Raw genomic sequence first — 24,763 nt, forward strand, 5'->3', positions numbered from 1 at the left:
ATGCAATGAGACTTAAAGTAACAATAACACTTGCAGCGGCTGCCCTCCTCGGGGGGCTGGCCGCCTGCAACAACGAACTTGGCGAGCCGCAGGCAGACCGAGTTCCCGAAAATGCCGTGCGGATTACGGCAAGTATCCACAACCCGTTTGCCGCCACCCGCTCCATGCCGACAGGCACGGAGGACGAGCAAGCCAAGTTCAAGGCGGGAGACGAAATCTTAGTGTACGCTCCCAACAGCGACCAGCATGCCACCTATCGTTTCGATGGCACTGCCTGGAAGCCCAGAGACGGCGAGTACCTCCTTTGGAAAAGCGACCAGGAGGATTTCAGAGCCTTTTATCCCGCCGAATGGGGCTCGGTACATATAAGTGGGGCGCCATATGATTATCAAACAGACCAGAGTACTGAAGAAAACATCGCTAAAGCAGACCTAATGGTAGGGGATCTTAATCACCAAGCAAAGACGAAAGAACCGTTGCACTTTACGATGCAACGCTGGATGGCACGCCTTATTGTCAAGATAGCCGGCTTCAACTCCGAATTTCCTGCCGGAACCAAGGTGGATAACGTCAGGTTCCTTAACAAGATAGGCTCAAGCGGCCCTCTGGTAACATACACACCCTATGCCGAGGGCCGGGGCGAGGCGGGCAGCACCTACACGGTGCTTGTTCCCGATAATGCTTCGGACCATACGGTTTCCCTTACCGTAGGCGACAAGACGATGACCGCCAAGCTGCGGGATTATACGCCTGATCGGGGCAAGAGCTACACCTACCACCTCACCGTGGGCAAGGAGAAACTCGAGCCGGGCGAAGTGACCGTGGCCGACTGGACAGGCAGCACAGTCATCCAGGGCGGAGAAGCCGAGGCGGACTAAGGCACCCTCGCGCCGGAGTTGCCGTGCGGCTTCGGTCGGAGTTGCAGTGCGGCCTCGGTCGGAGTTCCCCGCGCTCCTCTCCCTTTCCGGCGGGAACAGCGTTACAGGCAGCGTGGCCGGAGAAAACTCGCTTCAGCCCGCTTCCCGGTTTGAAACCTGAACCTCCTTAAAGGCCCCAAAAGAAAGAGTCGTACCATTGCTCGAAACAGCGCTTGGTACGACTCTTTCTTTGGTTTTGCAGTTATCATCTGCAGTTAAACGGTGCCCGTCGCCGGTCGGTGGTGCTGATTGCCGTCAGTCGGTACGCATGCCCGTCGCCGGTCGATGGTGCTGATTGCCGTCAGTCGGTACGCATGACCGTCGCCGGTCACCGCTTACCGTTTACCGAAACCGGTATCCTAACGTGAAGAAAGAAGCGAAGTTCTTGGGCAGGTATTCCCTTGCTCCCGACAGTTCCGGCAGCCGGTTCATCTGCCTGTTCACCGTCACCAGCCCCACCTGCGCTTCCGCACCGAACACCAGCCGCCTGCATTCCAGTGCGAAGCTCACGGCAATGCCGGCATCGAAACGATTATTACCTATCTTGCCGTCTATCATCTTGCCGAAAGTCTCTGCCTTGAAACGAGAGGCGGGACGACTGCTGCTGGGATTGTATATTTCGCCCGATGTTTTACCGCCCACGCCGATGGCTGCATATGGCCCCGCAGCCAAGGAGGCATGATAGTTCTTGTCCAAGTGGAGGCGGGCTGCCAAAGTGACGGGCACTTGCAGGTACAACTCGTTCATCCGGGCGTCATGTATATGTCCTATCTCGTCTTGTCCGCCAATGGAAACAAACTCCAATGCCGACTGCATCACCCATGTCCTGTTCAGGGTATATTCCGCGCCGATGCCCGCCTTGCAGGCTATCTTGGTTTCGCTGTTTGCGCCTTTCCCGTGGAAGCGCGACGTTCCTATCCCTGCCTTGGCATGAAAGGATAGGGGGCTTTGTGCCGTACTGTTCAAAGCAATGACTGCCATGCAAAGAATGGATATTAGCTTCTTCATAAGTAAATTTCTCCGTTTTCGGTTATAAGTAATACGGTCAGTTCTCCGTTTGGCAACAGAGGAGCGCAATGCCGATGGCAATGTGCTACCAGTATCTTTCCGAACTTGTTTAATGATTCTTCGGGTATGATGTCCCACAGTTCGCGTGCCAGCGTCATTTGTCCGATGGCGGCAAGTGTTTCGCTTCGGCATCCGGCTTGACGGGCTATGTTCTGAATGAACGTTTTGTTCATGGTCACTTTCTTGCTGTGGGTGTCCAGATTTCCTTCCGCCAGTTTCACGGCCTTGCCTATCATCACGCCGAGGGAGACGCACGTCACCTCTTCCTCGTCCGCAATCTTCAGTGTCTCGCCGATGAAGTTGCCGTAATGGACAAATGCTTGAGGAGGGAGGTCGGGGTAGAGGGCTTTGATGTATCGCTCGCTCTTTGCTCCGGAGGTGATGACGATGCGAGGGCTCTTCGTTGCTTTGGCCACCTCCATGGATTTGCGGATGGAGTGGATGAAGGCTTCCGAAGAGAATGGTTTCACGATGCCTGATGTGCCGATGATGGAGATGCCTCCTTCTATGCCGAGGCGAGGATTGAAGGTACGTCGGGCTATCTCTTCTCCTCCGGGAATGGAAATGGTGACGACCAACGGAAGAGGCGGTTCGGCCATATGAAGACGCTCAAGGCAGAGCCGGACGTTCTGCTTTATCATTTCGCACGGCGTGCTGTTGATGGCAGGTGCACCCGGTTCCAGTCCCAAGCCCGGCAGGGTGACTGTGCCTATGCCTTCTCCGCCGCGGATGATGATGTCATGATACTCTTTCCGAGAAGCGCCTTTGGGCAAGACGTTTCCTTGAGGCCTGTTTTTTTGCAAGGCATCCATTATCCGTAGAGGTACGGCCACATGAGCCCTGATTTTCATCCCGTTGGTGATGTCTGGGTCGTCGCCGGCATCTTTGACGACGGTAGCACTTATTCCGCAATAACTTTCCCCATTATCCTGCAATATCGGTCGAGGAGTATTTTCTTGAGGTTCCACGGGCACATAAATGGTTTCCCCGTTGGGCAAGACCACCGGAAACTCTTCCGGGCGTTTTTCTGTATTGCTGTTGAAGAGACGCCATGTAGCGGCCACAGCCGCAGCGGTAGCACACGTGCCGGTGGTCAGTCCGCTGTGCAGCGGGAAGAAGTCAGGCAGGAGTTTCTCGATGATGCGGCGCAGTCCGTGCTCGCCGTTCACATAGATAAAGTTGGAGGATGTATCGGGGCGACAGAGAGCAAAGACACGTACGCCCATTTGGCGGGCAGCTTCTACTTTCTCACTGAATCCGCCGGACATTCCGCTCTCTTTGGTGAGGATGGCTTCGGGGCGAAGTTGTTGCAGCAAGATGCGCTCGTCTTCGCCCTGACGGTAGTAGAAGAGGCGTTCCGAAGGAAAACCTTGTTCACGTGCCAGCCGACGCGAACTGTCGCGGTCGAGGATGCGGAAGCAGACTCCATCCTGTTTCTGCCAAAGCGGTTTCAGCTTACCGATGCTTTGCACGCCGCTAAGCACGAGCAGGGTAGAGACACCTGCCGCCTCTATCCGTTGCATGGCATCGTCGTAATCCCTGCACCAAGTGATGTGCCGTTCATCACGTTCGGGAAAGATGCGTTCAAAACGGATAACGGGAATGCGGGTTTCCGATGAGACTTGCTCCAGCGTATGGTGCAGTTGGGTGGCAAAAGGATGTGCGGCATCTACTATCAGTTTGATGTCTTGGAGGTGGCAGAACGCGACGATTTGTTCCGCATCCATGGCTCCATGCAGGCGGATGCCGTTGTGCAGAAACACTTCCTGCTCATCTCCTTTGGTGGAGTAGTAGAAGGGTTTTCCGGCCTCTTCGAGCGTTTGGATGGAGATGCGTCCTTCGGTGGTTCCGCCAAATATCAATATCATAACGCGCAGTGTTTTTTATTGTCGGAACAAATGCTTGAACTCGTGCGCATAGAGGCGTGACAGTCCTTCGCGGTTGCCGATGGCTTCACCCACTACAATCATCGTGGTCAGCGTCAGCTTATTCTCTTTCACTATCCGGGCAAGGTCTTTCAGCTCGCCGCGGAAAATCCGCTCGTCTTTCCACGTCAGGTGGTAGCAGACGGCCACGGGCGTGTTTTCAGGATATTCCTGAAGCAGCTCTTCCTGCACCTGTTCGGCTATGCCGGCACTGAGGAAGATGCACATGGTGCTTTGCGAGCGTGCCATGAGGTGCAGCTTTTCTCGTTCGGGCATGGGGGTACGCCCTTCGCCGCGGGTCAGGATGATGCTTTGCACCTTCTCGGGGATGGTGAACTGCGACCGCAAAGCGGCGGCGGCGGCTTGGAAAGAAGATATGCCGGGAGTGATGCGATAGCTCATCCCGTACTTGTCGAAATAATTCATCTGTTCCTGAATGGCGCCGTAGATGCAAGGGTCGCCCGTATGCAGGCGCACGATGAAGCCCCCTTTGTCATAGCAGCTTTTCATCACCCGGAATTGTTCTTCCAAATCCATGGAAGCCGAACTAAGCACGGTGGCGCCCGGTTTGGCGCAGTGTGTCAGTTCGCGGGGCACGAGGCTGCCGGCATATAGAATGAGGTCGGCTTTCTCTAATAATCGGTGTCCGCGCACGGAAATCAGTTCGGGGTCGCCCGGCCCGGCTCCTACTATTTCGATATGCCCTTGACGCAGTACACCACTATCGATAGCAGCCGCTACGGTATAGTTTTCTCCTTTCACTTTGGTCAGCAACAATCGGGAGGTTGCCGCCGCCAGCAGTGCGGCGGCTTCGCAGACACTGGCCGTACCCATGTGCTTCATCACGGTCGGGCTGGGGTGGGGGACTTCTATCGAGGCCAGCTCTTCGGCTGTATGGAAGTTTACCGCATACTCCCGTTGAAAGGCTTTTACCACCGGTTCTTCGCTCTTGGCGTCGATGGTGGAGATGGAGGCAATGGCTGCCGGCACAATGCCATGTTCTCTCAGCGTCTCTTCGATGGCAGCCTGCACTTCCTCCGTGGGGCCGGCCTGGCGGGCAAGGCCGATGCCGAGGTGTACCGCACGGGGCACGTAGCATATCATGGGCGTTTCCGTGAAGCGGGGCACTTGAGGAGATACGCACAGAATCAGTTCGAAGCGCGAAGGCTCGATTTCTTCCAGACGATAAAACACCGTTACGTGCGACGGCAGGTGAGCCTCCATCCAGTCGGTACCTTCATTGCGCACGGTGAGCAACAGGGCTGTGGGTTTGCCGGACACAAACAAACTTATGTGTCTATTCATACATGCTCTTTCTTTTTCACCGGAGGGGAGGGGGGATGACGGAACAGAAGAGGAAGAGACGGGCGCAATGACCACGGGCGTCCATCCGAAGCGTTGAGGCAGGGTGTCGAGGGCCCATAATCCGGTACGGTCGCTCTGTGTGGTCACCACCGGCTCGGCTCCGAGGATGCCGGCCGTTTCGAGAGTCAGTTCGTTGGCACCTCCGATGTGTCCCGACAGTACGGATACGACATACCGTCCTGTGCTGTCCACACACAATACGGCGGGGTCGGTATATTTGTCCTTGATGCAGGGGGCGATGGAACGGATGCAGATGCCCATGGCGCCGATAAAGATAAAAGCGTCGTAGCGGCTGAAGTTCTCGGCCGTAAAGTCGGCGGCAGAATCTATATGAGTACATCCTTCTTCGTGCCTGAGGGTGAAAACCCCGGATGCGGGAAGTTCGGCAAGCAGCGTTCGGGCCACATGCAGACCGGCTTCGGAAATCAGGATAATGGCTGTCTTCATAATCAATGATATTTATTCTAAGAAAGCGTGGCTTTCATTATTTCTATGGGATTATATTCGTTCAGCGTGATGCGGATGGAAGGTTGGAGCAACATTCCATGCCTTTTTACGGCTTGGCTGAATGCCTCCTTGCTTTCTGCGGAAACAGAATTGAATACGATGCATCCCCCGGGCAGTAACACCTCCTTCAGCTTGCCCACCATCTCTTCCAGATGTCCGCCGTGTCCCCCGATGAACGCGGCATCGGGACGGGGCAGAGAGGCAGTATCGGTTTGCAGGAAGTCGCCTGTCACTGCCGTAATGCCCGGAGCGCCGAAACGACGGCTGTTTGTCTTCATCAGGTCTTCGCCTTCGGGACGTATCTCGAACGAGACGACCGTGAGATGGGGAAACTGTAATCGGGCTTCGATGGAGACAGAACCCGTACAGAAACCGATGTCCCAGAACACGCGCCGGCGATTCAGCTCCAGCGCCTGCAAGGTGAGCAGGCGGATGGGGGCTTTGGTTATCATCCGGGCGCGCCCGTCAAGGTGTGCGAAGGCTTCGTCCGGAATTCCGAAGGGGCGGGGAGGACGGGGCGTACTGATCATCGAAGAGCCGGCGGGCACAGTGGAGTGCAGCAACAGGTTATTGGGATGCCGGAACGTCTCTTGCACGGCTTCCTCGAGAGAGAACTTGCGCACACGTTCCTTTTCGGGATGACCGAGGTGTTCGCCTACGTACATGGTATAATACGAATAACCGTACTCCAGCATGCGGGCGGCAATGGCCGACGGGGTATGCTCGCGGTCGGTAAGGACGCCTATCTTGGGAGCACGCTCCATCAGTGCGCGGTCGAACTCCTGCCACGGCCGCCCCGTAAGCGAAACCGTACGCATATCGTCGTAGGGTATGACGAGCCGATGCGCCAGCGTCTGTAACGAGTTGAATGCCGGATAAAGGCGTATCTCTGCTTCGGGAATCTTTCTTCTGACAGTATTGGCAAAACCGAAGAAGAGTGGGTCACCCGAAGCGAATACAACAATGAATCGGTCTGAAGACATATTTTCCAAACGGGCGAAGGCCTCTTCATATTGCGCGAATACATTATTTATAGGGACGGTGATGGAAATCCACTCGGCTTGCTCCGGCAGCAAGTCATTGACAATCTCCTTATGGCGTATGCCGCCCGAAAACACTTTTCCCTGCCTTATCCATGCCAATGCTTCCGGCGGGAAAAAAGGTTTCCGGTTGTCGTCCGTTCCTATGATTATGAATTTTCGTTCCATACAGTTTGATTGTTTGAATGCGGAGATTCAGACATCTCGTCCCGGCCACAACTGCTCCGCATCGTTATAGCACAACACGGCGTTGACCAGCGTTGCCGCGAGGTTGCTTCCGCCTTTGCGTCCTTCTACGATTATCTTGGGGATATGCACGAAAGGCTTCACCATGTGTTTGGATTCCTGCACGTGCACGAATCCTACAGGCGCGGCGATGATGCCGGCCGGATGTGCCTTGTCCTTCCGTATCAGTTCGCAAAGCTCCATGAGTGCTGTCGGTGCATTGCCGAATACGAACATTGCGTCGGGGTGCTCTTCTACGGCCAGACGGATGCCTGCCTGTGTGCGGGTGATGCCTTTTTCCGTTGCCATCTCCGCCGTGCGGGGATCGCCGAGATAACATTTCACTTCTATGCCCAGACGTTGCAAGGCTCCCTTGCGGATGCCGCTGGCGGCCATTGTCACATCGGTCACGATGGTTTTTACTTTGCCTGCCTCTATGCTTTGATAGAGCGACGCCACAGCACCCTTGTCCGTGTGCAGCAGATGCTCCATATCAAAATCGGCCGTGGTGTGTATGGCATGCAGCAACGCCCATTTATGGTCGGGCGTAATCTCTTTATTCTTCAGTTCCTTCTCGATGGTGCGGAAACTGCGGATCATGATATCCTGCCCCTTGTTCGCAGGCTCTTCATTTCCTGTTCTTTCCTTTCCGTTTTCCTCCGGATAATATCCTCGCGGAGTGATGAAGCAGCCGTTCCACTCGTACGATTGCGAGTTGCCTATCAGTATCACGGTGAACATGTCCGCCTCTTCGGGATTGAAATCTTGAAGTGTGGTGATGTGCACCTCTTGTTCCGGACGTCCTGCCTGACGTACATAGCCTACGGGCGTTTCGGGCGAGCGGCCTTCCTTCAGAAAAAGCTCTTTCAGGCGGTAGAGCTGCCAGTAGCGGCCTTCGCTTTTGGGATTATAGACGGCTGTGACAAAGTCGGCTGTGGCTGCCGCGAGGATGCGCTTTTCAATGCGTTCCCACGGCGTCATCAGGTCGGACAGGGAGATTACGCAGAAGTCGTGCCCCACCGGAGCACCCAGCAGCGACGCCGCTTTCTGAAAAGCGCTGATGCCCGGCAACGAAACCACTTCTACCCGGCTGTTCCGTTTGCGCTTCATCTCGTAAATCAGGGGCGTCATGCCGTAGATGCCGGCATCGCCGGAACTGATGACGCAAACCGTTTTGCCCTGCTCAGCCAGTTCGAAAGCCTGCTCGGCACGGGTGCGTTCGCGCTTCATGCCGGTGTCTATACATTCTGTTCCGGGGCGGAGGTGGGGAGTTACGAAGCGGAAATAATATTTATACCCTACTACGGCATCCGATTCCTGCAAGGCCGAAATCACGGCAGGCGTTATGTCTGCCTCGCTGCCCGGACCGATACCGGCAACTATTATTTTAGGTTGTTTCATATCTATGTGTATTCTATTAATTGAGGTATCGTGCAGGTTGGCGGTGTAATCCTCGCCTTCACGTTCTTACCCCGTTATGGCAGACAAAGATAAAGTTTTAATCCGAGATGCCTTTATGCATAATCCGTATTTTTGCATGCTAATCACATAAATCATAATACAGATGTTAGGATTCCTATTCAAATTCAAGAGAGCAGAGATTGCAAAGGAGAGCAGTACAAAAAAGTCAAGAGCAAGTAAAGAGCGGAACGCCGTCCCCACGCTTTCGGGTTTCACCGGTGCGGCATCCCGTGGCGTGAGCCGTTCCACTGCCGAGAACTACCGCACGGCGGTGCGCTCGTTCGTCCGCTTCAACGGCGGCAGGGACCTGCCGCTATCCGCACTCGATGCCGACACCCTGCGCCGCTACGAGCGTTGGCTTCGCGAAGGTGGCGTATGCCCCAACACCTCCTCGTGCTACCTGCGCTCCCTGCGCGCCATCTACAACAAGGCGGCGGCAAAGCGGCTCGTGAAGGACAGGGCGCCGTTCAAGGGCGTGTTCACGGGCAACGAGCGCACCGTCAAGCGTAGCATCGGGGCGGAGGAGATGCGCAGGCTGGTCCTTTCCTCCTTTCCCCCTCCCTGCGGGGGAGGCTCCGGGAAAGAGGCCGCACCGGCTCCGGGGGCGTCGGCCCTCGACCTCTTCCTCTTCTCCTTCTACGCCATGGGCATGCCCTTCACCGACCTGGCGCACTTGAGGAAGCGGCAGGTAAAGGACGGGGTGCTTACCTACCGGCGCTGCAAGACGGGACGGCAGGTGAGGGTGAAACTTGAAAAGTGCATGCTCGACATATTGGAGAAGTACAAGGCGGAGGGCACTGACTATCTCTTCCCCATATTATATAAGGTGAAGGACGGACGGATATGCCCCGTCTCCTATCCCTGCGCCCTGAACCGCTACAACCGCTCGTTGAAGCAGCTGGCTCGCCGGGCGGGGATTACGGTCAACCTCACCTCCTACGTGGCGCGCCACTCGTGGGCGAGCATCGCCTACGAACAAGGCGTCGACCTGCCCGTCATCTCCAAGGCGCTGGGACATACCGATACCAAGACCACGCTCATATATATCGAAGGGATAAAAGACGAACGGCTGGCGGAGGCCAACCGTGAACTGCTGAACAGGCTTTCCGATGCCACCTCTTGCTAAGAGGTGTACCAATCTTTGTAAGCGCCTGCAAATTAACGTCTTTTATTCCATACAAGCAAGCTTTTTGACAGAAACTTGTATATTCTTTCACACGGGTACCCATATCCGAGTATCCCCATACCCTTTTCCATTCCCCTCCTTTCGCCTGTGCATCCGACCTTCTTTCCTTGGAGGCCCGACCGCTTTCTCCACCATCGTTCCGGCTTGTTCCGCCTGTCTGTAAGGCCTTCCTTCTCCCGCTTTGGCCCTTCCTGCCACACCTCTTAGCAAGAGGCAAGTCTCTGTAATACATGTATTAACCCTTTATTCACAGGCAATGAAAAGACCCTTTATTCTTCTGCTTCTCCTGCTTACCCTGGGGCATTCCCATGGTCAGGAGCCCGGCACTCGCCGGGGTACGGACTCCGTCCGTGTCTATTTCCGTCAGGGCGAATCGACCCTCGACCCGCTTTTCCGGGAGAACGGTACGCGACTGCATGCCTTCACCGAACGTTTCCGAACCCTGCTTCAGGACCCCTCGCGTCGCATCCTCGGCCTGCGCGTCACGGCCGGGGCTTCCCCTGAAGGGAGCACGGTCATCAACCGCCGTCTCTCCGAGGAGAGGGCGGAAGCCATCCGAAGGTTGGTGTACGACTACTTCCCCCGTGAGGTGGGCTGGCTTGCCACCGTTCCCAAAGGCATCGACTGGGAAGGGCTGGAACGGCTGGTGGATGCCGACCACTCCATCCCCTACCGCTACGAGGTGCTGGAAATGCTCCGCCACACGCCCGAGTGGATCACGCAGGGAGGCGTCGTGACGGACGGTCGCAAGCACCGCCTGATGCTGATGAACGGAGGCTCCGTGTGGAGATACCTCGACAGGTGGTTCTTCCCCGAACTGCGCGCCTCCACCCTGCACGTGTGGTACGAGTCGGACAGACAGCCGGCCGCGGCGCGCGACACGCTCTATATCTCCCTGCCTGCCCGCGAGCCGGAGAGGCAGCGTGACACGGTGTACGTGCCCGTGCCCGCCGGGGGGAACACGGCCGTCAACAACAGCTTCTACGGCACGGCGCCCGCCGCGCAGGACAGCCCGCTCCCCGCCCCGCGCAAGCCTTTCCACATGGCCGTGAAGACGAACCTGCTCTACGACGCCGTCGTGGTTCCCAACCTCGGGCTGGAGTTCTACTTAGGCCGCGGCTGGTCCGTAGCGGGCAACTGGATGTACACATGGCTCAAGGATGACAACCGCTACCGCTACCACCGCGTCTACGGCGGCGACCTCGAGGTGCGCCGCTGGCTGAGCTACGGCCGCAAGCCGCTGACGGGGCACCACATGGGCGTCTACGGCCTGCTGCTGACCTACGACCTCGAATGGGGCGGCAAGGGCTACTTAGGCGACCGCTGGAGCTACGGAGGCGGCATCTCCTACGGCTACTCCGCGCCTGTCGGACGCCGTCTCAACCTCGACTTCACCCTCGGCATCGGCTATCTGGACGGGGAGTATTACGAGTACGTCCCGCAGGAGGGGCATTACGTGTGGAAAGCCACCAAGAAGAGGCGCTGGTTCGGCCCCACCAAGGCCGAGGTGTCATTGGTGTGGCTGCTGGGGCACGATAACGTAAACAAAAAGAAAGGAGGCAAACGATGAAAACGAAGGAAATGATGGAAACAATGAAGGCCGTGGCTGCCGCCGCCATACTGACGGCCTGCGCGGCGCTCGTCGCCGCATTCGTTGCCTGCACGCTCTGCTCGTGCGAGCACAAGGAGCTGGGCATACCCGCCGCAGAAGGGGCGCAGGTGAGCGTACGCTTCGACTGGAGCGGGGCTACGGGAGCCCAAGTCTCGGGAATGGCCCTCTGGCTCTTCCCCGAAGAGGGCGGGAAGCCCATCCCCTACGACTTCGACAACCCGCAGGGCGGAACCGTCACCGTTCCGTGGGGACGCTACCGGGCGCTCTACATCAACAACGACACAGAGACCATCCTGATGCGGGGGACGGAGAAGTACGCCACCTTCGAGCTGTACACACGCCCGAGCAGGCTGCTCGAACCGCTCAACCTCCCGGGGACGCTGCCCGAGGGTGCCAACCCGGCGGGCGAACCCGTGGTACTGGCTCCCGAAGCCGTGTGGGGAGGGAGCCGCACAGACATCGACCTGCAGCCCGGGGCGGAGACCTACACGCTGGTGCTGCCCGTCTACCCGCGGGTGTGCACTTACAGCTTCGAGCTGAAGGGGATAAAGAACCTGAAATACGCCTCTGCCGTGAGCGCCGCCTTCTCCGGAACGGCCGGCTCGCTCTTCCTTGGCGGGGATAAGCCCGCCGAAGGGCGGAGCATGGTTCCTTTTCCCGCGGCATCGGACGGCAAGGAGACGGTCACGGGCCGTACGTTCGTCTTCGGGGCATCCACGGGTACGGACACCTCGCGCGCCCTCACCCTCGTCTTCATCCTGGCCGACGGCAGCAAGCACTACTACCGCTTCGACGTGAGCGACCGGGTGAACAATGCGCCCGACAAACGCAACGTGCACATCCTGCTCGAGGGCCTCACGCTGCCCAAGCCCATCGTCAACGGAGGAGGGTTCCATCCCGACGTGGACGAGTGGGAGACGGAAAACGAAGAGCTGAAGATGTAAAAGATAAACAAGATCGTGATGCGGGCCTCCGGCCCGATAATAAGTGAATAAATAAATAATCAATCAACTAACTCTAAATGAATGAAAGTATGAAAACTATAAAGACAATGAGACAACTGTTCTGCGCGGGCCTCGCGCTTCTGGCGCTGGCCGCCTGCTCGCAGGACGAAACCACCCGGGCGGATCGAAGCGGTGCCATCGGCTTCCGCACCATGCTGGGAAAAGCCACCCGTGCCGTGACCACCAAGGCCAACATGGGTAAGTTCAACGTGACGGCCTTCCCCACCGGAGGGACCAACTACTTCACCAACTTGGAGGTGGCCTCGCCCGACAACGGAACCACCTGGAACACCGCTGCTACCTACTACTGGCCCGCAGGGACACTGAACTTCACGGCCTACGCACCGGTCGACATCAAAACGCTGGTGACCATCGACAAAGACGGGCAGAAGATAGCCGCCTACTCGCCCGTGCAGAAAGTGGCCGACCAGAAGGACATCGTGGTGGCCTTCAACGCCGGAGGCAAGACCACCTACGGAGCCACGGGCGTGCCGATGAACTTCAAGCATGCCCTCTCGCAGATAGAGGTGAAGGCCAAATGTACCAACGGCAACCTCAAGGTGAAGGTGATGGGCGTGAAGCTGGGAGCGGTCAACTCGAAGGCGGACTTCGCTTTCCCGCAGACGGAGACAGCCGCAGCTTACGTCGTACCTCGCGCCAATTGGTCGAACTTGTCCACTCCAAAGGACTATCTGGCCGAAGACGCTGCCGGCACCGGATTGACGCTGACTGCTGCTGCACAAAGCATCATGTTCGGTTCGGACAACTTCCTGATGATTCCCCAGCAGCTGGAGGCCTTCAGCAAGACCAAGCTCGGAGGGGCGTACATCGGTGTGTTCTGCCAGATCTCCAGCGACGACGGCGAGGGCAACCTCACGCAGATTTATCCGGGCGGAAATGCCAACGCCTACGCCTTTACTGCCGTGGGCATCGACACCGAGTGGCTGCCGGGCAAGAAGTACATCTATACGCTGACCTTCGGCGACGGCGGCGGTATCGTTCCGCCCAACCAGGAAAACCCGAACGACCCGACGATTACTCCTCCTACGCCTCCGACGCCTCCCAACCCGAGCACGCCGGGCGACCCCATCCTGGACAAGCCCATCAAGTTCACCGTTACCGTGGATAACTGGACAGACCAGTCGGAGAGCGTGAACATGTAAAGGCCGCGTGAGTAACCCGCATCACGAAACCGGGCGGAAAGGTCGGGACCGGAACGGACTTCTTCTTATCCGATGACCTTTGTGAGTCTTTCCGGGGAGGGCGCGGCGCAGGGAATGCGCGCAAGCCCTCCATACCTTTCCGTCCACGTAATATAGCGGTTAGTGGTCAGCGATGAGTGGCCGGCGGGCTGCGCCCTGCCAACCGTGAACAACTAATCACTAACTGCTAACCGTTAATCACTAACCACTAATCACTAACCGTTAATCACTAATCACTAATCATTAACGCCAAATAATATGGAAAAGAAACATTTCATGGGTATGCTTGCCGCGGGTGCGGCGGCATTGCTGTTCTCGACGCTTCCTGCCGGCTGCACGGACGGGCGGGATGAGATTCCCTCCCCGGGAGGGAGGATAGGGTTTGCGGTCGACCTCCGGAAAGATGGGGATGCGGCGCAGGCCGCACTGACAAAGGGTGCACAGACAAAAGGCGGTGCAACGCAGCCGGACACGCTGCCCGCCGTGAGCGTCATCGCCCTGGAAGATGACGGCTCCGGGCAGATGGAGCCGCTCTACCTGCACGCCGTGACTACGGACGGCATCGGGGACGACGCAACCCCGCAAACCGGCGGTGCACGTACCAAGGCCGCACCCGTGGACAATGCCACGATGTACGACGAGATGTGCGTCACGGCCTTCGTCTATCCGGTGGTGCAGAGCTGGCCGGCGGCCTTTACGGGCGGCAGCGCCACAAGCTACATGCGCACCGTCAGGGTGAAGAAGAGCGATGCCTGGAGCACCGAGTACCGCTGGCCGGGAGCTGCGCGCAGAATCTCCTTCTTCGCCGTGGCGCCCTACGACAGCCCGGGGCTGACAAGGCTGACCGACGGCTCGGGAAGCACGCTGCCCTACCTGAGCTATGCTGTGCCTGCCGATGTTGCCGACCAGAAAGACCTCTTGGTGGCTGCCTCGACCGACAAACCGGGGAACACGAACGCCGCCGAGCCGCTGACGATGAAGCATGCGCTGACGGCCGTGCGCTTCGTCACGGGCGACGACATGCTGGCCGGAACGGTATCGAAGATCACGCTGAAAGGCGTGCATAGTACGGGCAGGCTGCCCCTGCAGGCTTCGGCCGCATGGTATGATTTGGGCGGGGCGAGGGACTTCGCACAGACGTTCTCGCCCGAGGCCGTGGCGCCCGACCCGCAAGCGCCGGATACGCCTCTGACGCCCGAAACGGCCACTTTTATGATGCTGCCGCAAACGCTGCCTGCCGGGGCGAAGATAGAGGTGAGGTACACCGACGGCCTGACCAACACGCAGCGCACCCTTACGGCGAATATTGCCGGAAAGACCTGGCCCATGGGAAAGACGGTGACCTACCGCATCAGCACGAGCAGCATCGTGATTACATCCACATTGGAGGTGACACCGCCGGCTGACTACACCTACCAAGGGGGAAACGGCAGCTACACCGTGAAGAGCTACGCCTCCGTGTCGGGCGGAGGGAGCACGGCGAACGTGCCCATAGCCTGGGAAGTGGAATACTCCGAAGACGGGGTGAGCTGGAACAGCACCAAGCCCACATGGCTCACGACATTCACCGAAAGCGGCGCGGGCGGAACCTCGCCCTCTACATACACCGCCACCGTGGCGGCACAGGTGAACAGCGCCTCGGCCAACCCGCACACCGAAGCACTGAAGAATGCCTCACCGGTGAACGACGGGACAAACACCAACATATACGACCTCTCCACCCACGACGGGCAAGGAAACATCGCCCCCATGCGTACGGCCAACTGCTACATAGTGAACGCCGCCGGGAGGTATAAATTGCCGCTGGTGTACGGAAATGCCGTGGATTACGTCAAGGTGCCCGGCACGGGCAACAACACTTCCGCTTACACATCTACGGCAAGCGGAGGCAATGTGCTGAAGCCGTTTATCAACCACCGAGGAGCAGGTATTACCTCCCCGTATATTTACAACAATGCAAACTGCACTCCCGATAACTGCACGCTCATCTGGCAGGACGAGCCGAACCTTGTTACGAACGTGGCCCTCTCTTCCGACGGGCACTACCTCGAGTTTACTGTGGGGCAGGCCACCATTCACCAAGGCAACGCCGTGGTGGCGGTGCGCAACGCATCGAACACCGTGCTGTGGAGCTGGCACATCTGGGTGACGGACTACAAGCCCGGAACAACGGGAACAGCCACACCCGACAAGGAAATAACCAACCACCAGGGTAAACATTATAAGATTATGACCGTCAACCTCGGTTGGTGCGACGGAAAGGAGGAGGAGACCTACGCCGAACGCACCGTACAAGTACGCTTCAAGCAGAAGCCTACGGCAGGATACACGCCGGCGGCGACACAAACCATCACAGTGAAACAGAAAGCGCATACCATTACAGAGATTGGCAACAGTACCTATTACCAGTTTGGACGCAAAGACCCGTTCGTGGGGGCATTGGAAGGAATAAATGGAAGCTCGTACAGCATCAATAAGACCTGGTATGATGCCGATGGGAATGTTAAGACCAACCAGCTTCCCCCGATAAGCGGTTTCTCATACAATGATTGCATCAAATCGGGTATCATCAACCCTAATACGTTCTGTACGAATTATTACATGGATTATAAATACGCCAACCTTTGGAGTGCGGACAACACCGTTTACACCGGCAACGACAACCCTGTTGTAAAGACTATCTACGACCCTTGCCCCGCAGGTTACAAAATGCCTCCGAGTAATGTCTACACCGGCTTCACTACAACCGGAAGCAATACAAGTACTCCCGGCCAATTCAATGTGCAAGGACCTTGGAACAAGGGTTGGAACTTCTATTGCGACCCAAGTAAGACCCAAACCGTCTTTTTCCCCGCTTCGGGCTGTCGGGACTACAATTCCGCAGTGCCCTTCTACGTGGGGAGCTACGCCTTCTGTTGGACGGCGGGGCCGTACAACGCGAGCAACGGGAGGGCCTGAGCTTCAACCCGGGCTTCGTGTACCCGCTGTACAGCGCAGTCGGAGCTACGGCTTCGGGGTGAGGGCGGCCCAAGAATAAAAAGGGAGCGAAGCGACCGTGTCGGTTTCATTTGTTTCATTTGTTTTATTCTCCTGCGGCTTGCAGCCGCAGGAGCACACATACCGGCGAAGCCGGTCGAAAATTATTTTTAGTTTTTCACTTCATACGTAACTATTATGGGATATACAAGTCGTGACTTTATGGATGCGGAGCGTGACAACACCGGCCGCATCATCCTGTATCGCGAGGGGCTTTTCCGCAAAGCCTACGAATGTTCGGCCTATGCGCTGTGCACGCAGGTGCACCCGCTGAAGACGACAAAAAGGTTTCTGAAGGTTGTTGGCGGCGAGATGGTGTCGGTGGGCTTCCCGCAGAGCGGAGACGCAAAATTCATCGGCGGGCTGGAACGGGTGGAAGAGACGGAAGAGAGGCTGGTGCTGAAAGCGCCGGCGCGCATCGACCCGCAGGGCTTCGAGGCATGGAAAAAGGCCCTGCCCCTGCAACCGCCCCGGGCGGCCCCCAAAACCCCCGCCCCGGTTCCTGCCCCAAAGGAGGGGGGAAGCGACGGCGGGGAAAGGAAAGAGGGTGAGGCAACGGCAGTGATGCCGGCCGAGAGGGTGGTTGCCGAACGCCTCCGCCTCTTCGACTTGGCCGGACGCACGCCGATGGAGTGCATGCTGTTTGTGGCCGAGCTGAAAAAAAGGCTGGCCGAAGGCTGAGGGCGAAAGGCGGAAGATTATGGCAAACTACGACCACCTGCCCGTGTATAAAGCGGCCTACGACTTGCTGCAATGCATATACCGCGAGATGGGGCACGTGCCGCGCGACGTGAAGTTCACGTTGGTGGAGACCTTGAAGAACGAACTGATGGAGATGATAGTGCTGATATACAAGGCCAACGCCACCACGGACAAATGCCGGCACATAGAGGCGGCACGCGAGCTGACAGTGAGCACGAAGGTGCGCCTGCGCCTGCTGTACGACCTGCACCACATCAGCGTGAGACTGTATGCAAGGATGAGCGAACAGGCGGAAAACCTGTCGAAGCAGCTTGCGGCGTGGCACGGGTATGCAACAAAGAAGAACGGACCGGAGTCGGCGGGTTACTCCATACAAAGGGGTTCCGCAGAGTGTGTCCGGTAAATTCAGTGACCCACTGCCGGAGTAAGAAAGTCGCGGCGGGCAAGGCTGCAGGCCGGGTTCCGCGCCGTGCATCCGGCAGTAATGACAAACCAAATCTGACGAGGGGCTTCCGGGCCACGGATTCCCCCCGGCATTTAGAGAGCGGTCACTCTTTTTTCCCCGCTTCGGGCTATCGGAACAACAATTCCGCAGTGCCCTACAACGTGGGGAGCAACGCCTACTATTGGACGGCGGGGCCGAACAACACGAACAACGGGAGGAACCTGAACTTCAACCCGGGCAACGTGAACCCGCTGAACAACAACAATCGGAGCAACGGCTTCGGGGTGAGGGCGGCCCAAGAATTTACCAACCTTTGCAGGAAGAGGGCGGTGGTCGGCGATTAACGGTTAACGATTAGTGAACAGGAGATGAGAGAGACTGGAGAAATGAAGCATCCGCGCAATCCGCGCCGGAAAAACAAGACGGGAGAGAAACAGGCGAAGAGGCACGAGGGGCATCTGCTGACAGACCTTTTCAGGGCTTACTTCGAGGCGCGGAAGAACAAACGGAACACGCGCGGACAGTTGGCTTTCGAGATGGACTTGGAGCACAACCTGATAGAACTGTATGAGGAGATACGCGACAGGACGTACCGGCCCAAGCCGTGCATCTGCTTCATCGTGCACCGGCCGGTGAAGCGGGAGGTGTTTGCCTCGCAGTTCCGCGACAGGGTGGTGCACCACCTGCTGGCGGGCTATCTGGCGCCGTTGTTCGACAAGCGGATGATATACGACAGCTATTCGTGCCGCAAGAAGAAGGGCACACGCATGGGAATAGAGCGGATAGAGCACCATATACGCAGCTGCACGGACAACTACCGCCGGAAGGCCTACATCCTGAAGATGGACCTGAAGGGCTACTTCATGAGCATAGACAAGAAGCTGCTGTATGACATCATCACGGACGACCTGAAACGCTTTGCCCGCAAACGGGACGAACGACGCATGCCCGACCCCGGACTGACGGACTTCCTGCTGCGGAGCATCCTCTTCAGAGACCCCACGGCGGACTGCCTGATGCACGGCCGGCCGGAAGAGCGCGAAGGCCTGCCGCCGTCGAAAAGCCTGTTCAGCTCGGCGCCGGGCACGGGGCTGCCCATAGGCGACCTGACCTCGCAGCTCTTCAGCAACATCTTCCTTGGACGGCTGGACGAGTATGTGAAGCGTAGGTTGGGCTGCCGGCACTACGGGCGGTATGTGGACGACTTCTACATCGTGGGCCGCCACCGGAGCCGCTTGCTGGGCCTTGTGCCGTTGCTGCGCACGTTCCTGCGCAACGAGCTGCGGCTGGAGCTGCACCCGCACAAGACGGAGCTGCAACCCTGCACGAGGGGGATACGCTTTCTGGGTGCCTGCGTGAAGCCCCACCGCCGCTATCCGTCGAAACGCACCGTGCGCCTGATGCGCGAACGGCTGGCCGAAGTGGAGGGTCGCTGCAAGGACGCCAAGACGCCGCCGCCCCACGAGCTGGAGCGGATGCTGTCGGTAGCGAACTCGTATTGCGGCTACCTGCGGCAGTTCAGGGCGCACAGGCTGGCGGAAAGGCTCTTCGGGAAGTCGCCGCTGAAGAGGTTCTTCCGCATCGAGGGCGACTATCGGAAGATAGTGCTGAAAAAACGGTTCGGCCGCACACGGAAACCGGTGCGGGCGGACGACCGCCGGATGCCGGGCCTGACACGGGAGGAAAGGGCGGAACGGGACTTGATGCTATCGGGGCCGGTGACGAGACTGCGGTGAGACGGGTGACGAGACTGCGGTGAGGCGGGCGATGAGACTGCGGTGAGGCGGGCGATGAGACTGCGGTGAGACGAGCGATGAGACTGCGGTGAGGCGGGCGATGAGACTGCGGTGAGGCGGGCGATGAGACTGCGGTGAGACGGGCGATGAGACTGCGGTGAGGCGGGCGATGAGACTGCGGTGAGGCGGGCGATGAGACTGCGGTGAGGCGGGCGATGAGACTGCGGTGAGACGAGCGATGAGACTGCGGTGAGACGGGCGATGAGACTGCGGTGAGGCGGGCGATGAGACTGCGGTGAGGCGGGCGATGAGACTGCGGTGAGACGAGCGCCTTCCTTGCGGTCGTTTGAACGAATTAAGAAGAAAGGGCGTTTACACGCCGATTGTGAGTTATTATCAATTAATTATTAATTAAAACTTTTATCAGTATGAGTATCAGTTACAAATTGGTGCAGAAGAAGCACCCGATGAAGAAAGACGAACCGGCAAAGTGGTATGCCGTTCCCAACAGTGCAAGGCCTTTGTCGCCCAAAGCCCTGACCCGTGCCGCAACAGCAAACACCACCACGGCGCCCATCGAACTGGAGTCGGCCATGGAGCTGCTGGCGGCTTTCATCCCGCAACAGCTCCAGCAGGGGCACACGGTGAACGTGCCGGGGTTGGGCACGTTCCGCATCACCTTTAAGAGTGCGGGCACGAAGAAAATAGAGGATTTCAATGTGGGAACGATGATCAAGTCGCCCCGCGTGATGTTTGTCCCCGCCAAAGAGCTTCGCGACAGCATCATCCGCGACCTCCGCTTCGAGGACGGCGGCGTGCTGGAAAACAAAATCAACTATGCTTCGATGGCCGACTACCGCAAGGCCAAAGGACTGTCGGCGCCTGCACCGGGCGGCAGTGGCAGCGGCTCGGGAAGCGGCTCGGGTGGAGGCAGCGGCTCCGGCGGGCAAGGGGAGAACCCGTTAGGCTAATCTTTGGATTTTAGACGTCGGAGATCAGACGCCGGAAAAGAATAACACCCCAAATCGGGATATGGGGCACGGAAAACCATATGGGAAATAAAATACGACGCGTTTAATAGGAGAACCCATGACGACCATGTGGCCCGTGCCCTTGACCTCTTCCCCACTAACCACACCATTATCCATGAAATCTTATCGAATCAGCAAAAGAATGCAGGAAGCGGCGGAGTTCCGCAAGAGTTGCCTTATAAACATCGACATGAGGGGCGGGGCACCCACGGCATACGACCGCTCGGCCTTGATATTGCACGCCATATACCCTCAACTGCCGTTGCGGCACGTGACCGGCGAAGACGGAACGACACGGCCGATGGTGGCGGGCATCCCGCAGAGAATCATACTGGAAGTGTGCCGCAGGTACAGGCTGGTGGAGGCGACGGCAGCGCTAACCGCTAATCACCGCTTTTAACGTCTGAACGCACGGTATTTTCTTCGCACATAATTCACACTCAGTGCCATGCCCGTGACGGAAACTGCCGTGCCTCCGAGCAGCAATATCCAGAGCACGGTTTTGCGCAAGGTGGCGTTGGAGTTCAGCCCCGGCAGACGCATGCGGTGCAAAGCGGTATAGCACCAGTATCGCCAGCGCGAGGAGGTGTCGACGTAGCGGACAATGCCGGTTTCGGGGTGGATGTAGTAGACGCTCCGGTCGGGATCGTTTACAGCCACTTTCCATACAGGCAGTTGGGGACGCTCGCGATACATGCCGGTCATGTCGCGGTAGTAGGTCTCGAACCGCTCGAGCCGTGTCATGCGCATTTGCGCAGGGTGATGCCGGAAAATGCTGTCGGCGGCATATATGCTCTCCACTCCGTTTCGGATTTCTTTTTCGGTAAGCAGAAGGGGGTGCGGCAGCGTGTCGGTTGCGTCGATGTATTGCTCCGTGGTTTCGTTTCTTATAATATAATAAGGATGGTCGCGAAAATTGCTCCATTCTATCTGCTTTGTTTCGGGATGGACGGCGATGAGCGTCCGGTAATCGAGCGGATAGGCCTCAGGTTTAGGAGCACGGGCACGAAGCGCATGCACGGGATTGCCTTTGAAGGCAGGCTTATGAATCCATTCGGGAATGTCGGCCACGGACATCATGCCGCTAAAGGTAAACGTAAGGACGAAGACGCCGAAAAAGATGCCGCTGACGTAATGCCAGTGATACCACCTTTTGCGGTAGGGGGAAAAGAGCCGACGACGGTTGCGGCGTGTTTTGCGCCATACGTCTGCCGTGCCCCAGATGCCGGCAACGAGCATCAGGCAGCCCAGTCCCGATAACCAGATGACCGTCTTGCTCCATAGTTCGGCGTTTTGTCTGAGCCGGGTGAAGTACACCCAATGGGGAATGGCTCCCAACCATGCCCAGAAACGTTGGCTTTTGTCGGACAATTGCAGCACTTCGCCGTTTCGGGAACTCAGATATAGCTGTGTGCGGCCATCATCGGCAAAGTGTATCTTATAGATGGGCATCTCTTTTTTCAATTCGCCGAAGGGTATCCACTGATCTAACGACTGCAAGGTGTCGATGCGGGCAATGGGGGCGTCGCACCACAAGGAAGCTGTACGGCAAATGTGTCCGTAGTCCGTTGGCTGCAAGGAGTCGGAGGGAGCAGGCAGCAGACGGCGGGTGCCTTTATCGGTGCGGATGTGGAAAACGGTTTGTCCCAAAGAGCGTTCCAGCGTGAGCTTCTTTACTTTCTCTCCGTGGGGGAGGCGTGCCATGACGGACGCGATGTCGGGCAACGAATCGGCGGTTGCCGAAAGTTGCTCCAGCCTGAGCAATTTCTCTTTGGCACTGACACGGGGAAAACGGTGGTACATCATCACAAAGGCGGAGACGAACCATATAAGGAACAGGATGCAGAGCAAAGTGCCCAGCAGCCTGTGAATGGTGTACATCAGTCGGGTAATCATATTCATTTCGGCCGGATTTTTTGCAAAGGTACAAGATGATTCGGAAACTTTGAATACCTGATGCCAGGTATTATTCCACATCCTTTCCGGCAGCATAGGCCGCTTTCTTTTCCATGATGCCGGGCATGCGGTGCTTCAGCCCGAAACGGATGTGCCCGATGAATGTCTCTTGTATCTCGGGCATTTGTCCCAAGCCTTCGAGACGTACATTGACGGTGAAGCCTTCTTTTTCGAGCATTTCTTTCCACTCGCCGGCAATGTCGTTCTTGGCATGGTCGCCTGCAACGAACATGAAGGGAACGAGGGTCACGCGTTTGGCTTTTGCCGCCTTCAGTTGTGCCAGCACGGTGCGGAAAGTGGGGTATCCTTCGATGGTGCCCACATGGAAATTTGTCAGTCCGCCGGCTTTCAGCATATAGTCTATCTGGCTGTAAGCGGCGGTACTGGGAGTGTAAGTGCCGTGGCCTACAAGAACGAAGTGCTCTTTGGCGGCTTCCTTTTCGGGAAGCGTTGCCTTGAGGCGGCGTCCCAATATTTCCACCACCTTTTCGGCATCTTCTACGGAATAGAGCAGGGGAGTGCCTACCCGTATCTCCTTAAAGAATGGCAACACGGTTTCCACATCGCGGCGGAGCGATTCCATTTCAACTCCGTCGATGATGTTGGTGCTTTGTACGATGACGTGGGTATAGCCTTCTGCACGCAATTTCAACAGCGCGTCCAAAGGCGTGTTCTTTTCGATTCCGCGTTCCTTGAGGCGGCGGATGATGATGCGCGATGTATATGCTTCGCGGAATGCCGGTTCGGGAAACGCCGCTTGCGCTTGGGCGTTGATGGCATCGATGGTAAGTGCGCGCGTGTCGTCGTGCGTAGTGCCGAAATGAACCATGAGCAGGGCGGCCTTTTCGCCGGGTTTCATGCTTGCCAGCATGTCGCTGTGTTCGTAGTGGTCTCCCTCGTGCGCATGGCAGAGGAGGGAGAGTGCACTGAGAAATAGAGTGATTACACTATGTTTCATAGGATTGAACAGACTGTTGTCAGGGTGATGTTAAAAGAGAGTCAATCGTTCTCGATGACACGTATCATATCGAAGAAGAAGCTTCCGTCTACTTCCGCACCTTTTTCTACACTGCCGGTCTTGATGTCGTAAATGTAGATGATGGAGTTGGCGTCGTCCTTCGTGTTCACGCCGATGTAGGCCTTGTTGTTGAAGATAACGGAACGCTGCGAGAAGCGGCCGCCGCTATATGCAATTTCTTTTCCGTTGTATTTCAGGCGTTCGCTTTGTCCGGTGGAGAGGTTCACAATCACGTAATAATGGCTGTAAGAGTCGATTTTCGTGCCTTGAGAGTCGTTGCGGACATACGCCAATGCTTTGTTGCCTCCCAGATATTGAACGGTGAGCAGTTTGCCTTCCGTGTTCTTATAGCCGTTGTATGTAGGGTCGATGTCGCTTTCGCCTTTCTTGATACGCAGCAAACAACCCTCTTCCACTTTGCCGATGTTATTGAATGCAGCCAGATAGAGGTTGCCGTTTTCATCATACATCACGCAGTTCTGCATCAGCTCTCCGTAGGCGCTTCCTGCCATTTCGTGTGCTTTGGTGTTCATCTTGTTGCTTTCTACGGCCATTGTTTCGGGATTGAGAACGGCGGTATAGAAGTTTGTGGTGGCTTTGCCGCTTGCCCCTGAAGCTCCGTTTTTTCCGAAGTAGAAATAGTAGAGTTTGCCTGCCTTTTCATTATAGGTAAGAATGCCCGATGTGGTGAACTTCTTGGTTTCTTCCCCCTCCAAAATGGATGCGGGCAGAGAGAGCTTCAGCGTGCCTTCGCCCGATATGCTCATGTCGTCGGTATTCAGTTTGGTCCAGATGATTTTGTCGGCTTTTCCGTTGGCGGACATGATGACGAGTGTGTTGTCGTTCAGCCACGCGTGCGTATATGAGCGTACTTTGTAGGTATTGGTCTTGAACGGACGCTCTTTGACGGTTTGAACGGAGTTGTTCTTGATTTGATACTTCACGAAGCGGTCGGCAGTGGAAGGAATCTGGTAATAGTATTTTCCTTTGGAGATGGACTCCATGGAGAAGTCGTTGAGTTCGGCTCCCTCTCTTTTGATGGTGATGACACCCTTGTCGGCAGCCAGCGAAGCAGTGCTGTTGACAATCGTCGTGTTTTTGCTGCTCATGCCGCCATGTTTATCGACAGTGACGAAGAGGTCGAAGTGATATTTTCCTTCGTCGATTGTCGGTACATCGGGAGTGGCTTCCGGTTTGTCGTCAGAGCAAGCTGTGAATGAGAATACTGTCACGGCTGCCATAAAGGCAAGAAGTGAGAATCTGATCTTTTTCATACTGTTTACTGTTTTATTGGTTTAAACGATTTATTGATTTATCTGCTCGGTAT

General features: G+C 57.0%; 20 protein-coding genes. 12 read left to right on the forward strand and 8 right to left on the reverse strand.

Annotation, left to right across the window (positions count from 1 at the left end):
• Nucleotides 1-5: 5 nt before the first annotated feature.
• On the forward strand, nt 6-878 hold the full coding sequence (locus C3V43_RS04055; RefSeq protein WP_106068708.1) for a fimbrillin family protein: 873 nt from the start codon (nt 6-8) through the stop codon (nt 876-878).
• A 381-nt stretch (nt 879-1,259) separates the two neighbouring features.
• Here the strand turns inward: C3V43_RS04055 and C3V43_RS04060 are convergent, their stop codons facing one another.
• Genes C3V43_RS04060 through cobJ form a run of 5 tightly spaced genes read right to left on the reverse strand, consistent with a single transcriptional unit; the run spans nt 1,260 to nt 8,448 of the window.
• A complete protein-coding gene (locus C3V43_RS04060; RefSeq protein ID WP_106068709.1) occupies nt 1,260-1,925 on the reverse strand; it encodes an outer membrane beta-barrel protein in 666 nt (221 codons plus the stop codon).
• Complete coding sequence (gene cbiD, locus C3V43_RS04065) at nt 1,922-3,853, reverse strand: cobalt-precorrin-5B (C(1))-methyltransferase CbiD (RefSeq protein WP_106068710.1); 1,932 nt, start codon at nt 3,851-3,853, stop codon at nt 1,922-1,924. The genes C3V43_RS04060 and cbiD overlap by 4 nt, the downstream gene beginning before the upstream one ends.
• A 15-nt stretch (nt 3,854-3,868) precedes the next feature.
• On the reverse strand, nt 3,869-5,722 hold the full coding sequence (gene cobM, locus C3V43_RS04070) for a precorrin-4 C(11)-methyltransferase (RefSeq protein WP_106068711.1): 1,854 nt from the start codon (nt 5,720-5,722) through the stop codon (nt 3,869-3,871).
• Between the two features lie 17 nt (nt 5,723-5,739).
• The gene (cbiE, locus tag C3V43_RS04075) at nt 5,740-6,990 is read right to left on the reverse strand and encodes a precorrin-6y C5,15-methyltransferase (decarboxylating) subunit CbiE (RefSeq protein WP_106068712.1); all 1,251 of its coding nucleotides are present in this window, start codon (nt 6,988-6,990) and stop codon (nt 5,740-5,742) included.
• A gap of 27 nt (nt 6,991-7,017) precedes the next feature.
• The gene (cobJ, locus tag C3V43_RS04080; protein ID WP_106068713.1) at nt 7,018-8,448 is read right to left on the reverse strand and encodes a precorrin-3B C(17)-methyltransferase; all 1,431 of its coding nucleotides are present in this window, start codon (nt 8,446-8,448) and stop codon (nt 7,018-7,020) included.
• A gap of 163 nt (nt 8,449-8,611) precedes the next feature.
• Between cobJ and C3V43_RS04085 the strand changes: the two genes are divergently transcribed.
• From C3V43_RS04085 to C3V43_RS04140, 11 genes are all read left to right on the forward strand, one after another.
• Nucleotides 8,612-9,634, forward strand: coding sequence for a tyrosine-type recombinase/integrase (locus C3V43_RS04085; RefSeq protein ID WP_106068714.1), 1,023 nt, complete (start codon nt 8,612-8,614; stop codon nt 9,632-9,634).
• Nucleotides 9,635-9,950: 316 nt separating this feature from the next.
• On the forward strand, nt 9,951-11,264 hold the full coding sequence (locus tag C3V43_RS04095; protein WP_106068716.1) for a DUF3575 domain-containing protein: 1,314 nt from the start codon (nt 9,951-9,953) through the stop codon (nt 11,262-11,264).
• A complete protein-coding gene (locus C3V43_RS04100; protein WP_106068717.1) occupies nt 11,261-12,250 on the forward strand; it encodes a DUF5119 domain-containing protein in 990 nt (329 codons plus the stop codon). Before C3V43_RS04095 ends, C3V43_RS04100 begins: the two co-directional genes overlap by 4 nt.
• 89 nt (nt 12,251-12,339) lie before the next feature.
• The gene (locus C3V43_RS04105) at nt 12,340-13,473 is read left to right on the forward strand and encodes a fimbrillin family protein (RefSeq protein WP_235655861.1); all 1,134 of its coding nucleotides are present in this window, start codon (nt 12,340-12,342) and stop codon (nt 13,471-13,473) included.
• 297 nt (nt 13,474-13,770) lie between these two features.
• On the forward strand, nt 13,771-16,470 hold the full coding sequence (locus tag C3V43_RS04110; protein ID WP_106068719.1) for a fimbrillin family protein: 2,700 nt from the start codon (nt 13,771-13,773) through the stop codon (nt 16,468-16,470).
• Between the two features lie 216 nt (nt 16,471-16,686).
• Nucleotides 16,687-17,229, forward strand: a complete 543-nt coding sequence (locus C3V43_RS04115) for a hypothetical protein (RefSeq protein ID WP_106068720.1) — start codon at nt 16,687-16,689, stop codon at nt 17,227-17,229.
• 19 nt (nt 17,230-17,248) lie between these two features.
• Nucleotides 17,249-17,653 carry a four helix bundle protein gene (locus C3V43_RS04120; RefSeq protein ID WP_106068721.1) on the forward strand — a complete coding sequence of 135 codons (405 nt, stop codon included), beginning with the start codon at nt 17,249-17,251 and terminating at the stop codon, nt 17,651-17,653.
• Nucleotides 17,641-18,039: a hypothetical protein gene (locus C3V43_RS14660; protein ID WP_129588726.1), complete on the forward strand. Its 399-nt coding sequence runs from the start codon at nt 17,641-17,643 to the stop codon at nt 18,037-18,039. Before C3V43_RS04120 ends, C3V43_RS14660 begins: the two co-directional genes overlap by 13 nt.
• 42 nt (nt 18,040-18,081) lie before the next feature.
• The gene (locus tag C3V43_RS04130; RefSeq protein WP_164996215.1) at nt 18,082-19,431 is read left to right on the forward strand and encodes an RNA-directed DNA polymerase; all 1,350 of its coding nucleotides are present in this window, start codon (nt 18,082-18,084) and stop codon (nt 19,429-19,431) included.
• A 428-nt stretch (nt 19,432-19,859) separates the two neighbouring features.
• Entirely contained in the window at nt 19,860-20,402 is a 543-nt protein-coding gene (locus C3V43_RS04135) for an HU family DNA-binding protein (RefSeq protein ID WP_106068723.1), read from the forward strand.
• Between the two features lie 175 nt (nt 20,403-20,577).
• On the forward strand, nt 20,578-20,862 hold the full coding sequence (locus tag C3V43_RS04140; RefSeq protein WP_106068724.1) for a hypothetical protein: 285 nt from the start codon (nt 20,578-20,580) through the stop codon (nt 20,860-20,862).
• Here C3V43_RS04140 and C3V43_RS04145 read toward each other — a convergent pair.
• The 3 genes from C3V43_RS04145 to C3V43_RS04155 form a co-directional block, all read right to left on the reverse strand.
• Nucleotides 20,859-22,364, reverse strand: a complete 1,506-nt coding sequence (locus tag C3V43_RS04145; protein ID WP_106070453.1) for a PepSY domain-containing protein — start codon at nt 22,362-22,364, stop codon at nt 20,859-20,861. The genes C3V43_RS04140 and C3V43_RS04145 overlap by 4 nt on opposite strands.
• Before the next feature lie 64 nt (nt 22,365-22,428).
• On the reverse strand, nt 22,429-23,376 hold the full coding sequence (locus C3V43_RS04150; protein ID WP_106068725.1) for a sirohydrochlorin cobaltochelatase: 948 nt from the start codon (nt 23,374-23,376) through the stop codon (nt 22,429-22,431).
• Nucleotides 23,377-23,417: 41 nt separating this feature from the next.
• On the reverse strand, nt 23,418-24,710 hold the full coding sequence (locus tag C3V43_RS04155) for a DUF4374 domain-containing protein (RefSeq protein WP_106068726.1): 1,293 nt from the start codon (nt 24,708-24,710) through the stop codon (nt 23,418-23,420).
• Nucleotides 24,711-24,763 lie beyond the last annotated feature (53 nt).

This window comes from Prevotella heparinolytica, assembly GCF_002998535.1.
In the GTDB taxonomy this organism is placed as follows: Bacteria; Bacteroidota; Bacteroidia; order Bacteroidales; family Bacteroidaceae; genus Bacteroides; species Bacteroides heparinolyticus.